The sequence below is a fragment of the Flavobacterium tiangeerense genome, from assembly GCF_007830355.1.
In the GTDB taxonomy this organism is placed as follows: domain Bacteria; phylum Bacteroidota; class Bacteroidia; order Flavobacteriales; family Flavobacteriaceae; genus Flavobacterium; species Flavobacterium tiangeerense.
On sequence record NZ_VLKO01000005.1, the window covers coordinates 30,822 to 44,474 of the forward strand.

10 protein-coding genes are annotated in these 13,653 nt (G+C 34.9%); all 10 read left to right on the forward strand.

What is annotated here, in order from left to right; all coding sequences use genetic code 11:
- Positions 1-128 precede the first annotated feature (128 nt).
- Positions 129-2,573 carry a bifunctional UDP-N-acetylmuramoyl-tripeptide:D-alanyl-D-alanine ligase/alanine racemase gene (locus IQ05_RS06390; protein WP_144891188.1) on the forward strand — a complete coding sequence of 815 codons (2,445 nt, stop codon included), beginning with the start codon at positions 129-131 and terminating at the stop codon, positions 2,571-2,573.
- Positions 2,574-2,663: 90 nt separating this feature from the next.
- Positions 2,664-3,077: a large conductance mechanosensitive channel protein MscL gene (gene mscL / locus IQ05_RS06395; RefSeq protein WP_144891190.1), complete on the forward strand. Its 414-nt coding sequence runs from the start codon at positions 2,664-2,666 to the stop codon at positions 3,075-3,077.
- 223 nt (positions 3,078-3,300) lie between these two features.
- Positions 3,301-4,290, forward strand: coding sequence for an aspartate-semialdehyde dehydrogenase (locus IQ05_RS06400; RefSeq protein WP_144891192.1), 990 nt, complete (start codon positions 3,301-3,303; stop codon positions 4,288-4,290).
- 101 nt (positions 4,291-4,391) lie between these two features.
- On the forward strand, positions 4,392-4,745 hold the full coding sequence (locus IQ05_RS06405) for a hypothetical protein (RefSeq protein WP_144891194.1): 354 nt from the start codon (positions 4,392-4,394) through the stop codon (positions 4,743-4,745).
- A gap of 149 nt (positions 4,746-4,894) precedes the next feature.
- Positions 4,895-7,102, forward strand: coding sequence for a TonB-dependent receptor (locus tag IQ05_RS06410; protein ID WP_144891196.1), 2,208 nt, complete (start codon positions 4,895-4,897; stop codon positions 7,100-7,102).
- A 154-nt stretch (positions 7,103-7,256) separates the two neighbouring features.
- Complete coding sequence (locus tag IQ05_RS06415; RefSeq protein ID WP_144891198.1) at positions 7,257-8,270, forward strand: PDDEXK nuclease domain-containing protein; 1,014 nt, start codon at positions 7,257-7,259, stop codon at positions 8,268-8,270.
- 150 nt (positions 8,271-8,420) lie between these two features.
- Entirely contained in the window at positions 8,421-10,520 is a 2,100-nt protein-coding gene (locus IQ05_RS06420) for a prolyl oligopeptidase family serine peptidase (RefSeq protein WP_394345198.1), read from the forward strand.
- Positions 10,521-10,831: 311 nt separating this feature from the next.
- The gene (locus IQ05_RS06425; protein ID WP_244289535.1) at positions 10,832-11,107 is read left to right on the forward strand and encodes a helix-turn-helix domain-containing protein; all 276 of its coding nucleotides are present in this window, start codon (positions 10,832-10,834) and stop codon (positions 11,105-11,107) included.
- On the forward strand, positions 11,104-12,369 hold the full coding sequence (locus tag IQ05_RS06430; protein WP_144891202.1) for a DNA cytosine methyltransferase: 1,266 nt from the start codon (positions 11,104-11,106) through the stop codon (positions 12,367-12,369). Before IQ05_RS06425 ends, IQ05_RS06430 begins: the two co-directional genes overlap by 4 nt.
- Positions 12,366-13,520 carry an HpaII family restriction endonuclease gene (locus IQ05_RS06435; protein WP_144891204.1) on the forward strand — a complete coding sequence of 385 codons (1,155 nt, stop codon included), beginning with the start codon at positions 12,366-12,368 and terminating at the stop codon, positions 13,518-13,520. The genes IQ05_RS06430 and IQ05_RS06435 overlap by 4 nt, the downstream gene beginning before the upstream one ends.
- Positions 13,521-13,653 lie beyond the last annotated feature (133 nt).

Below are 13,653 nucleotides of genomic sequence, written 5' to 3' on the forward strand. Positions count from 1 at the left end.
CCTTTTTCTTTTGCTACTTGTTTTTTGAATTCTAGAAGCTTTATCCTAGAAAGAGCGTGTAATTTTTGTGTATTTTTGATAAAAATTAAAGCTTAATTGCAATTTTAAGTAAGATAATAAGGAGAACTATGAGTCAAAAAATTCTAGCAAGTTTGCAAACAATTCAATCCGTGCGTCATGGCGATTTTGATAATGATGACTTAGATGCAGTTTCTATTGATAGCCGTTCGTTGCAAAACGGAGTTCAAACGCTTTTTTTTGCTTTGGTTGGCGTGCAGCATGACGCGCATGACTATATAGATGATCTTATTGTATCGGGTGTTCAAAACTTTGTAGTCACTTTTATCCCAAAAGAGTGCGAAGGGAAAGCTAATTTTTATGTCGTTTCGAATACGATGACGGCCTTGCAAGAATTTGCAGCATATTACAGAGCGCTTTTTCAAATTCCAGTTATTGGGTTAACCGGTAGCAACGGAAAGACCATTGTTAAGGAGTGGCTCAATTTTTTATTGGCTCCAGATTATAATATTATTCGCAGTCCAAAGAGTTATAATTCTCAGGTAGGTGTTCCATTATCTGTTGTTGGCATAAATGAAAAACACAACTTAGGTATTTTTGAAGCAGGTATTTCAACTCGTGGCGAAATGCAAAACTTAGAAAAAATCATCAAGCCTACCATAGGAGTGCTAACCAATATAGGTACTGCTCATGACGAAGGATTTACCAATACAACTGAAAAAATTAAAGAGAAATTATTATTATTTCAAAATGCTGAAGTACTAATTTATTATAAAAATCAAACCGTTGAAGCATACTTGCCGTCGGACATACAAAAATTCTCTTGGAGTTTTTTAAATCCCTTAGCAACTGTACTTGTTACTAAAGAAGTGAAGGATTCCAATACTATTTTGCACATTCATTGCGGAGAAGTGGTTTTTGATGTTAAAATTCCTTTTTTTGATGAAGCTTCAATAGAAAATGCCATTTCTTGTATTTTAGTTTTGTTGTTTTTACATGTTGAGGTCAGTACTATTCAGGAGCGTATATCGCAATTGTATCCGGTTGAAATGCGCCTGAAATTAAAAAATGGCATCAACAATTGCAATATTATTGATGATAGTTATAGTAGTGATTTCCAGTCGTTAAAAATTGCATTGGACTTTCTTGAAAATCAAAAACAGTCTAAGAAAAAGACATTAATTTTATCAGATATTTTTCAAAGCGGATTATCCCTTGAGGAGTTGTATGATAAAGTTTCGCATCTCATCAAGGTCAATAATATTGATCGAGTAATCGCTATTGGTGAAACTATTAGTAAATTTCAAGATAAGTTTACCAATGCTCTTTTTTTCAAAACGACAGCCGAGTTTATTGCCGATATAGCACAACTAGATTTTTTTAATGAAACCATTTTAATAAAAGGAGCAAGAGCATTTCAATTTGAAGAAATAGTGTATTTACTCGAAGAGAAAACACATGAAACTGTTTTAGAAATCAATTTGAATGCCATATCGCACAACCTAAATTTTTTCAAAGCTAAACTTAAGCCAAATGTAAAAATTATGGTAATGGTCAAGGCTTTTGGATATGGTAATGGCGGTCTTGAAATTGCAAAATTGTTAGAGTTTAATAAGGTGAATTATCTAGGTGTGGCCTTTGCAGATGAGGGAATAGCATTAAAAAAAGGTGGGATTAAAGTTCCTATTATGGTTCTCAATCCAGAAAGTACCAGTTTTTCAGCAATTATCAAACATAAATTAGAACCAGAGATTTACAGTTTAAAAGGACTTTACGCCTTTTTAAAAATTGCCAGCCAAAAAGGATTAGAGAATTTTCCCATTCATATTAAGATGGATACTGGAATGCATCGATTGGGTTTTGAAGCGGCTACAATAGACGAATTGATTTTGGCTTTGCAAGGAAACAAAACAGTGCAAGTCAAAAGTATTTTATCACATTTAGCAACTAGTGATGATCCTTCTCAACATGATTTTGCTCGATCACAAATAGCGCTTTTTGAGCAACTATCCTCAAAACTGATGGCTCAATTACCGAATGTTCCATTGCGACACATCTTGAACACATCTGGAATTAGTAATTTTATGGATTCTCAATATGACATGGTTCGGTTGGGGATTGGTTTGTATGGAGTTTCAAATGATAGTGACGAACAACATAAACTTGAAAATGTTGGGACACTTAAATCCATAATTTCACAATTACGCACTATTAAAGCGGGAGAAAGTGTAGGATATGGCAGGCGATTTGTTGCTTCAAAAGACACGGTAATTGCCACTATACCTATTGGTTATGCTGATGGAATTTCACGAGGTTTGGGCAATGGTGTAGGTCATGTGCTAGTGCGAAATACTAAAGCGGCCATTGTGGGTAGTGTCTGTATGGACATGTTGATGGTTGATGTGACTGGAATTGATTGTAAAGAAGGAGATGTAGTGGTGCTTTTTGGAGAGCAGCTCCGAGTGAATGAAATTGCTGAGAAATTAAATACAATTCCTTATGAAATATTAACGAATGTATCTCAACGGGTAAAACGTGTCTTTTATAGAGAATAGTTATAATTTTGTTAATTTTTTGCTTATTCGCATTAAAAATTTATTTAAGTTCGTACTCACAAACAAATATTAACTTAAATTTAAATTATTATGGGATTTTTTAGTGATTTCAAAGCTTCTTTGATGAAGGGCGATGTGATAAGTTTAGCTACTGCTGTTGTAATGGGTGGTGCTTTTGGTAAAATTATTGGTTCAGCAGTAGATGATGTCATTATGCCAATAGTTGGTTTAGTAACAGGCGGAATAGATTTTACTCAGAAATTTGTAGCTTTAAACGGGAATTCATATCCGGATTTAGCTGCTGCAAAAGCTGCTGGTGCTGCCGTAATTACGTATGGTAATTTAGTACAAGCAATCATCAATTTTGTAATTATTGCTTTCTTTATTTTTGTAGTGTTAAGAGCTGCTGAAAAAGCTAAAAAGAAAGAAGAAGTTGCAGCTGCTCCTGCTGGTCCTACTCAAGAAGAGTTGTTAACTCAAATTAGAGATTTATTAAAAAAGTAATTTCCGCTACATTATATATTCTAACTAAACCGCTACGTAATTGTGGCGGTTTTTCTTTGTGTATATTTCATTCTGTATCTAAGTTTTGGCATAAACCAAATGGAGCTCGTTTAATAAAAAGTTTGTTTTGTAACATTTTGTTATTTTTTGTGAACGCTATTGAAATGTTTTTAATATTAATTACTTTTGTTCTTCAAATGTAAACCTAGAAAAAACACATACGATGAAAATAGCAGTTGTAGGAGCCACAGGAATGGTAGGCGAGATCATGTTGAAAGTTTTAGCCGAAAGAAACTTCCCAGTAACAGAATTAATTCCAGTAGCATCAGAACGTTCTGTAGGGAAAGAGATTGATTTTAAAGGTCAAAAATATACTGTTGTGGGCTTGCAAACTGCTGTTGATATGAAAGCGGATATTGCTTTATTTTCAGCTGGTGGTGAAACTTCTCTGGAGTGGGCTCCAAAATTTGCTGCTGCGGGAACTACGGTTATTGATAACTCATCGGCTTGGAGAATGGATCCTACCAAAAAACTTATTGTTCCAGAGATTAATGCTGATGCGCTAACTGCTGCTGATAAAATTATCGCCAATCCAAACTGTTCGACTATTCAAATGGTCTTGGTATTAGCGCCATTGCACCGTAAATACAATATCAAACGTGTGATTGTTTCTACTTACCAATCCATCACCGGAACGGGAGTTAAGGCAGTGCAACAATTAGAAAACGAATATGCAGGCGTACAAGGTGAAATGGCCTATAAGTATCCTATTCACCGCAATGCGATTCCACAATGTGACTCTTTTGAAGAAAATGGATATACCAAAGAAGAGATGAAATTGGTTCGTGAAACACAAAAAATATTAGATGACAGAACCATTGCTGTAACGGCTACTGCAGTGCGTGTTCCTGTTGTAGGAGGACACAGTGAGGCTGTGAATGTGGAGTTCACAAACGACTTTGATGTGAGTGAGGTAAGAGCCATTTTACACCACACTGATGGAGTTGTTCTTCAAGATAACATTGATGCTTTTACTTATCCAATGCCACTTTATGCCGAAGGGAAAGACGCTGTTTTTGTAGGTAGAATTCGTCGTGATGAAAGTCAAGAAAATACTTTGAATATGTGGATTGTTGCTGATAACTTGCGTAAAGGAGCTGCTACAAATACAGTTCAAATTGCTGAATATTTGGTAGCTAACAAATTGGTGTAAACCAGTTTTTTGTACTTTAACAAAACCATTTGCTTCACGAAAAAATATTTTTGTGAAACAAATGGTTTTCTTTTTTCTTGTTTTTGCTATCTTTGGCGCTAATGAAAATAAACAAACTCATAGTTAGTTTTTCTCTGGTTGTTACGGTATTGTGCTCAATGCTGTTTCAGTCCTTGCATACCTATGAGCACTGGTCTAAACAGCTTTCCCAAAAGCAGTGCCACCATAAATACAATGTCACCGGTAAGGAGATAACACACCAACACAAAAAAGTTGATCACTGTTATGTATGCGAATTTGCACTAGGAAGTTACATACCTCCAGCAAATTTGTCGTATCAATTGTATGCAACTTTTGATAAAATCCCATATTTTTTTACTGCGTCGCAAACGGTTATTTCGTTTTCTGGCAGTTTGTATTCCCTTCGAGGTCCCCCAGTAACTAGTTTAAGCTAAATTTATTTCAGCTTCTGTAATTTTTATTCCAGGCAAGTTCATTCATTTGATTTTTCTGGATGCAGTACTATTTACTAAATAATTCCGCTAGCACAAGCCTCCTTGTTTTAAAAGGCTTACTGACTAGACGGATACTACACTAATTTTCAATGAAAAAAATGATCATATCCCTATTATTGGGATTTACGGCAATGCTTCAAGCGCAAAATACCCTTTCGGGAACAGTAACAGATTTAAAAAACCAACCCATAAAAGGCGTTTCAGTCTATGCATCAGAATTGCATAAAGGGACTACAACAGATGAAAACGGAAAATACACTCTTTCCAACCTGCCCAATAAAAACTTAAAAATCAGTTTTACATTCATAGGATTTGCAACCCAAAACAAAACCATAAACAGTCTTCAAAAAGAAAATACACTTGATGTTATGCTCGAAGAAGCAATTTTCGAAATGGATGAAGTGATTGTTTCAACGGCTTTCAATAAAATGCAATCGCAAAATGTCATGAAAGTGGAGCACGAAAGCATCAAAAATTTACAACGAAAAGGAACAGCCACTTTGATCGAAGGATTGGCAACCATTCCTGGAGTTTCTCAAGTTTCTACAGGAACTTCTATTGGGAAACCGGTAATTCGTGGTTTAAGCGGCAACCGTGTTTTGGTGTACTCGCAAGGCGTTCGAATTGAAAATCAACAATTTGGCGACGAACATGGTTTGGGATTGAACGATTCTGGAGTTGAAAGTGTTGAGGTTATAAAAGGGCCAGCTTCATTGTTATATGGTTCCGATGCTTTGGGTGGTGTTTTGTATTTTAACCCAGAAAAATTTGCTGATGCAAATACCTTTAAAACAAACTTCAGTCAAAGATATTTCTCGAATACCGCTGGTAGCAGTTCTTCATTAGGTTTGAAAACGTCGACTGATAACTGGAAATTTATGGCTCGTGGAAGTTACAATACTCATTCTGATTATAAAGTTGCCGATGGTGACCGAGTGACAAATACCCGTTACAATGAAACCGATTTCAAAACTGGAATAGGATACAGCAATGCTAAGTTTTCAAGTGTGTTGCGTTACAATTACAATGAATTGGATTTGGGAATTCCAGAAGATGGGATTGGAGAACAAACAACAAGCAAGAAAACTGGATTTCCAAAACAAGGAGTTTTCAATCATTTATGGAGTTTAAACAATGTTTTCTTTTTTGAACAATCAAAACTGGATGTTGATTTAGGCTATGTTGCCAATGATCGAAGTGAGTTTGAAGACAGCAATGTGGCGGTTTTACAAATGAAACTAAAGACATTTAATTACAACGCAAAATACCATTTGCCAAAAATGGGAAGAATAGAAACCATTGTAGGTGTACAAGGAATGCATCAAACCAATGTGAATTCTGGAGAAGAATATTTGATTCCCGATGCCGTTACAAATGATTTTGGTGTTTTTGGAACCGCAAATTATGAGTGGAAATCTAATGTGTTGCAAGCCGGGTTGCGTTTTGATAATAGAAATGTTACTACAGAGACACAAGGAATTGCAGGCGAAGAAGGTTCCTTTGAAGCGATCGATAAATCATACGACAGTTTCAATGCCTCGTTGGGTTATAAAACCAATCTGGCCGATGATGTAACGTTGCGTTTGAATGTGGCATCGGGATTTAGAGCGCCAAATCTGGCTGAATTAACTTCAAATGGTGTGCATGAAGGAACGAATCGCTATGAAATAGGAAACAGCAATTTAAAAACAGAGCAAAACGTACAAACAGATTTAAATTTAGAATACAAAGTGGATCATGTTGAGTTTTTTGTCAACGGATTTTACAATCACATCAACAATTACATTTACACCTCTCCAACTGGAGAGATAATTGATGAAAATGCCGTGTTCGATTATATTCAAGATAATGCAAAGTTGTACGGAGGCGAAATAGGATTGCATTTTCATCCGCATCCATTGGATTGGTTGCATTTTGAAACGAGTTTTGAAACCGTAACAGGCAAAAAACAAAATGGAGACTACTTGCCGTTAATTCCAGCTAACAATTGGAACAACACTATTAGAACCGAATTCAAAATCAAAAATTGGTTGGAAGATGGTTTTGCAACTTTAAATGTTGCTAGTACATTCAGCCAAAAAAATGTAAGTGGATTTGAAACCGAATCGAAAGGGTATAACCTAGTAAATTTAGGCTTTGGCGGCACAGTAAAACTGGGCAAAACTGTATTTGATGTCAACATCAACGGGAATAATTTATTCGATAAAGGATACATTGCGCATCTTTCTCGCTTAAAAACGGATGGCATTCCAAACATTGGAAGAAACATCGTTTTTGGGCTGAATTTTAACTTGTAAATCAATTGCTTCATCCACATATCAAAAAAACGCTATTCGAAAGAGTAGCGTTTTTTTTGGGTTTAAGTGCAAAAAGTACGGGTTACTATTTCAGTTCTTTTTTTCGTATTATTGTATGTGTAATCGAGTTAAATTTTTATAATCCAAAATAACGATGCTACAAAACCAATCTGTAATTCCTGATATTAAAGCCATTATAGCAGCTTCAAAAGACAAAGCAATTAGAGCGGTAGACAATGAAAGAACCTTGATGTACTGGCATATTGGGCAACGTATTTTCGAGGAAGAACAAAACGGAAAGGACCGTGCTGATTATGGGACTTATTTAATTAAATTTCTTTCTCAACAATTACAGCCAGAATATGGGAGTGGTTTTTCAGTTAGGCAATTAGAGAGATACCGACAGTTTTACCGAATGTTTCCAATTGCGTCCGCACTGCGGACGCAATTGAGTTGGACACAATATAAATTCCTTTTGGTAATTGACAATCAGTATAAAAGAGAATTTTACATTGCAGAAAGCGTAAAAAATAATTGGAACACAAGACAATTAGAGCGTCAGATTTATAGTAGTCTTTGGGAACGTCTTTTAATGAGCAATGATAAAGAAAGCGTACTCGCTGTTGCCAAAAATGAAAAACTGCCTTCGGATGCTAAAGAGATTATAAAAGACCCGATGTATCTTGAATTTCTGGGCTTAAAACGAGAAGCGGCTTACTATGAAAAAGATTTAGAAAGTGCTATAATTACTCATTTGCAAGATTTTTTATTGGAACTAGGAAATGGTTTTTCATTTGTAGCAAGACAAAAAAGAATACACATTGATGGCGATGAATTTTTTACAGACTTAGTTTTTTATAATCGGATATTACAATGCTTTGTTATTATCGAAATCAAAACAGATAAACTTACGCATCAGGATATAGGACAACTACAGATGTATGTCAATTATTACGATCGGGTAGAAAAACTGCCCCGTGAAAATCCAACTATTGGTATTTTGCTTTGTGCAAATAAAAATGACGGCGTTGTAAAATTTATGTTGCCGGAAAACGAGAAAAATATTGTAGCTAGTCAATATAAACTATACCTACCTACTGAGCAACAGTTGCTGGAAGCTGTGAATATAGAATTGCAAAATTTTGAGGAAGCCAAAGAAAATAATTAAGGAAACGATAGAACTGTAGAAAATACTTTACCCCAAATAGCAGCGTTTTTTTTAACTTTATTTAAGACTTGGTCAAGTCTAGAACACTAACTATTTCCTTATTTTTGTAACAACCTAAAAAAATAACTAATGAAGAAATCCTTTTTAATAATGGCTGTAACCTCTGCAATGGCAACTTTTGGCCAAAATAAAAACGAAAAAATAACATACCCAACGACCAACAAAGGAACTACGGTAGATGCTTATTTTGATGCAAAAGTCCCAGATCCCTACCGTTGGCTAGAAGATGATAAATCAGCTGAGACCGGTGCTTGGGTCAAAGCTCAAAACGAAGTAACCTACGGGTATCTCAATCAAATTCCGTTTCGTGATGCGTTAAAAGCAAGAATGGAAAAGCTTTGGAATTACGAAAAAATAGGAGCGCCTTTCAAAGAAGGGAATTTCACATATTACTATAAAAACAACGGTTTGCAAAACCAGTCGGTGTTGTATAGAAAAGATGCCAAAGGAACCGAAACGGTTTTCTTAGATCCCAACACCTTCTCTAAAGACGGAACCACGTCACTTGGCGGATTAGATTTTTCCAAAGACGGTTCAAAAGTAGCCTATGCCATTTCAGAAGGTGGAAGCGACTGGCGCAAAGTAATCATCATGGATGCCATTACCAATACAATTATTGAAGACACCATTGTCGATGTGAAATTCAGCGGCGTGTCCTGGAGAGGGAATGAAGGTTTCTACTATTCCAGTTATGACAAACCAAAAGGAAGTGAATTATCAGCAAAAACAGATGAGCACAAACTCTATTTTCATAAATTAGGCACAGCTCAAAAAGACGATCAAATCATTTTTGGTGCCGATCAAAAACGCCGTTATGTAGGCGGTGGCGTGACTGAGGACGACCGCTACCTTGTGATATCAGCCGCAAACTCCACCTATGGGAACGAGTTGTACATCAAAGATTTAACAAAACCCAACAGTCCTATTGTGACTATTGTAGATAATTTCAAGAGTGACAACAGTATTATTGAAAATGAAGGCGGAAAATTATTCATAGAAACTGATTTGAATGCGCCCAACAAACGCATCGTTACTGTGGATATCAAGAATCCAAAACCAGAAAACTGGAAAGACTTCATTCCAGAAACAGAGAATGTTTTATCACCATCAACAGGTGGCGGTTATTTCTTTGCAAATTACATGAAAGATGCCGTTTCATTGGTAAAACAATATGATTACACAGGAAAATTGATACGCGAAATCAAACTTCCTGGAGTAGGAACAGCGGGCGGTTTTGGCGGAAAGAAAAAAGAGAAAAACCTTTATTTCTCCTTTACAAATTATATCACACCCGGTTCTATTTTTAGTTTAGATACGCAAACAGGAACCTCTGTTGTGTATGAAAAACCAAAAGTAGATTTCAATACGGATCTGTATGAGTCTAAACAAGTGTTTTATACCTCAAAAGACGGTACCAAAATCCCAATGATCATCACCCACAAAAAAGGATTAAAACTTGATGGGACAAATCCAACCATGCTTTACGGATATGGCGGATTCAACGTGAGTTTAACACCAAGTTTTAGCATAGCCAATGCCATCTGGATGGAAAACGGAGGCGTGTATGCCGTACCCAACTTGCGTGGTGGAGGTGAATACGGAAAAAAATGGCATGATGCAGGAACCAAAATGCAAAAACAAAACGTATTTGATGATTTCATTGCAGCAGCCGAATATTTAATTGCACAAAAATACACCTCTTCACAATACCTAGCCATTCGTGGTGGGTCAAACGGAGGTTTGTTAGTAGGCGCTACCATGACACAACGCCCAGAATTAATGAAGGTAGCCTTGCCAGCAGTAGGTGTGATGGACATGTTGCGCTACCATACCTTTACCGCAGGAGCAGGTTGGGCGTATGATTACGGAACAGCTCAGGACAGCAAAGAAATGTTCAGCTACATTCAACGATATTCACCGGTACACAACGTAAAAACAGGAACCCAGTACCCAGCCACTATGGTCACAACAGGAGATCATGATGATAGAGTAGTGCCGGCACACAGCTTTAAATTTGCTGCTGAGTTGCAAGAAAAACAAGCAGGAACAAACCCAACCCTTATTCGCATAGACATCAATGCAGGACACGGCGCCGGAAAATCAGTAGCAGCAACCATACAAGAAAACGTAGACATACAAGCCTTTACACTCTACAACATGGGGATTATGACCATCCCTGCCAGTAAATAAAAGCAACAGAGGTACGGTGTGGTTACTCTTTTTTTTTAGGAGCTTAATCCTGCTATCCGTTTCAATCTTTATATCCGCCGAAAAGGCGGAAATAAAGGATTTTCACTTCAAATGGAATTCACTGAACTCCTATGGAAATAAAAGTATAGTGAAGTAATCAGGGCTAGGGCATTCAACTCCTCAGATGATTGTCTTCACGAGGAAAAAAGCCATCACCACACAAATTTCAAAAAACGCTATTCGAAAGAGTAGCGTTTTTTTTGTTTAAGATTATTTCTGTTTTAAAAAATCAAGTTGAAAACTAAAAATTAATGAGGTCAATTGTAGGCGGGTCAATTGTAGGCGTAAAAGTAATTTTATCAAATATGGATATTAAAGAAAAATTCGGTCATAAAGTAAAAGAATTAAGAGAGAATAAAGGTTTCTCTATTGAGCAACTAGCTAACATATCGAATGTTGACAGAAATTATATCTCAGACATCGAAAAGGGAAAAAGAAATGTTTCTATTGAAATTATTGAGAAAATCATCCTAGCTCTCGATACTGAATTTATGGAGTTCTTCAACGATAAAAATTTTAAGAAATGAAAATGAAAGAGAGTATATCAATTGAAGAGTTTGATAAGAAAAAATTTAAAATTCGCTTCGTCGATGAAGAAGATAATAGAAAAGCGGTTATAACTCATTATTTGCATAATTATGATAATGGTGTAAAAGATCACTTTCATGAAGAAGCATCAGAGTACATTGATCAAATTGTTGAGTATAAAAATGAAGAAGAAAATTTAAATCTTGTTTCAGAAGAAGCATTACAACAATTACTATTTGAAGTCGAAACCGTCCCATTTCCAACACCTAAAAATTATACTTTTAAATTTATAGACCTTTTTGCAGGGATTGGTGGATTCAGAATGGCCATGCAAAATCTGGGCGGAAAATGTGTTTTCACCTCTGAATGGGATGAAAATGCTAAGAAAACGTATAGAGCAAATTATGGAGAAACACCATTTGGAGATATAACAAAAGAAAGAACTAAGAATTATATACCAGATGATTTTGATGTATTGTGTGCTGGGTTTCCTTGTCAAGCTTTTTCAATAGCAGGTAAAAGAGGAGGTTTTGAAGATACAAGAGGAACGCTTTTTTTTGATGTAGCAGAAATAATAAAGAATAAAAAACCAAAAGCAATTTTCTTAGAAAATGTAAAAGGTTTAAGAAATCATAATGGTGGAAAAACTTTAGCGACAATTTTAAATGTTTTGCGCAATGACTTAGGATATTTTATTCCAGAGCCGCAAATAATAAACGCTAAGAATTTTGGAGTACCACAAAATCGGGAGCGTATTTATATAGTTGGTTTTAGAAATGATCTCAATATTAATTCATTTTCGTATCCTGAGCCTTATGAAGAAAAAGTCTTTTTCGGAGAAATAAAAGAGGAAAATGTAGTTCCTACGAAATATTATTTATCAACTCAGTATTTGCAAACTCTAGTAAGTCACAAAGAGAGGCATGCAAATAAAGGTAATGGTTTTGGATATGAGATTATACAAGACAATGAAGTTTCAAATGCTATTGTAGTCGGTGGAATGGGTCGAGAGAGAAATTTAGTTATTGATAATCGAATAACAGATTACACCCCAACTACTCATATTAAAGGCGAAGTGAATCGTAAAGGAATACGAAAAATGACTCCAAGAGAGTGGGCAAGATTGCAAGGTTTTCCAGATAATTTTATAATTCCTGTTGCTGATGCATCTGCTTATAAACAATTTGGGAATTCCGTTGCGGTTCCAGCTATTCAAGCAACAGCACAAAAAATTATTGATTTGATAAAAGCTAAATTATGATTAAAGGAAATAAAGGTGATTGGAGTGAGTTATATGTTCTTGTAAAGTTAATAGCTGACGGAAAATTATATCAGTCGGATATTAATTTGAATAAGGATTTGAATAATATATATGACGTTATAAAGGCTTTTAAAAATGAAAAAGATTATGTTTTAGAATTTGATAGAAATGAACAAATAAATATTATAAAAGTTGTTAATGAAGAAAAACTTCTATTACAATCACACACTTTAATAGAATTTGAAGAGATTGCAAATAAAATATTCAACGGTATAAAAAGTAATAGCGGTTTATCTTTTAATATCTCAGAAGCTAATAGTTTTATCGATAACTCCTTAATCAAAAAACTTAAAGCTGAATCTAATGTAAAATCAGATCTTAAATTAAAAATTTATGATCATAGATTAGCAAAAGAAACGGATTTAGGTTTTAGTATCAAATCTTTAATTGGTTCTGATTCGACATTGTTTAATACTGGACCGAAAAATAATTTTATATACAAAATTGAAGGCGATCTTGGAATGAGTGTAAGTGATTTTAATTCATACACTTTAAAACCGCCAGAAAGAAAATCTAAAATCACCTTTAGATTGAAAGAATTGTTAGAAAAAGAATGTTCTATCTCTTTTGACAAGATTCAATCGTTTCAGTTATGGAAAAATTTAAAAATGATAGATGGAGATCTTCCAGAAATTATTGCTTTTGCTTTGTACTATAGATGGATTTACGGAAAATCTTCTGTAAAAGAAGTCGCTGAAATCTTAGAAAAAGAAGACCCTTTAAATTTTTACAATAATGAAGTTTCTGAACAAAAAATGTATGAATATAAAATTAAGAAATTTTTAGCAGAATGTGCAATGGGAATGACCTCTGAAAAAGTATGGTTAGGAGAATATGATTCTTTTGGAGGAGTTATAATCGCTAAAAATGATGGGGAAATTGTTTGTTTCCACATATATGATTTTAATCTATTTAGAAATTATTTGATTAATAATACTGTATTTGAACAAGCCTCAACAGGTGAGGATGAAAACAATCCTGGGAATCCAAGAACCAAAAAAGGTACTAAAAAGTATTATTATGGTTGGTTATATCAGGCTGAAAATGATTTAAATTTTAAAATTAATATACAAATACGATTTAAAAAATAATGGATCTTGCTAAACCAAATCGACGTTAAATACGCCTGCGAATTATTAGCATTACCAATACTAAAGCTGAAATACGCTTTGCAAAATTGTTATAGAATCTCTGTAATCGCTACCGTAAAAAAGTACAGAACCT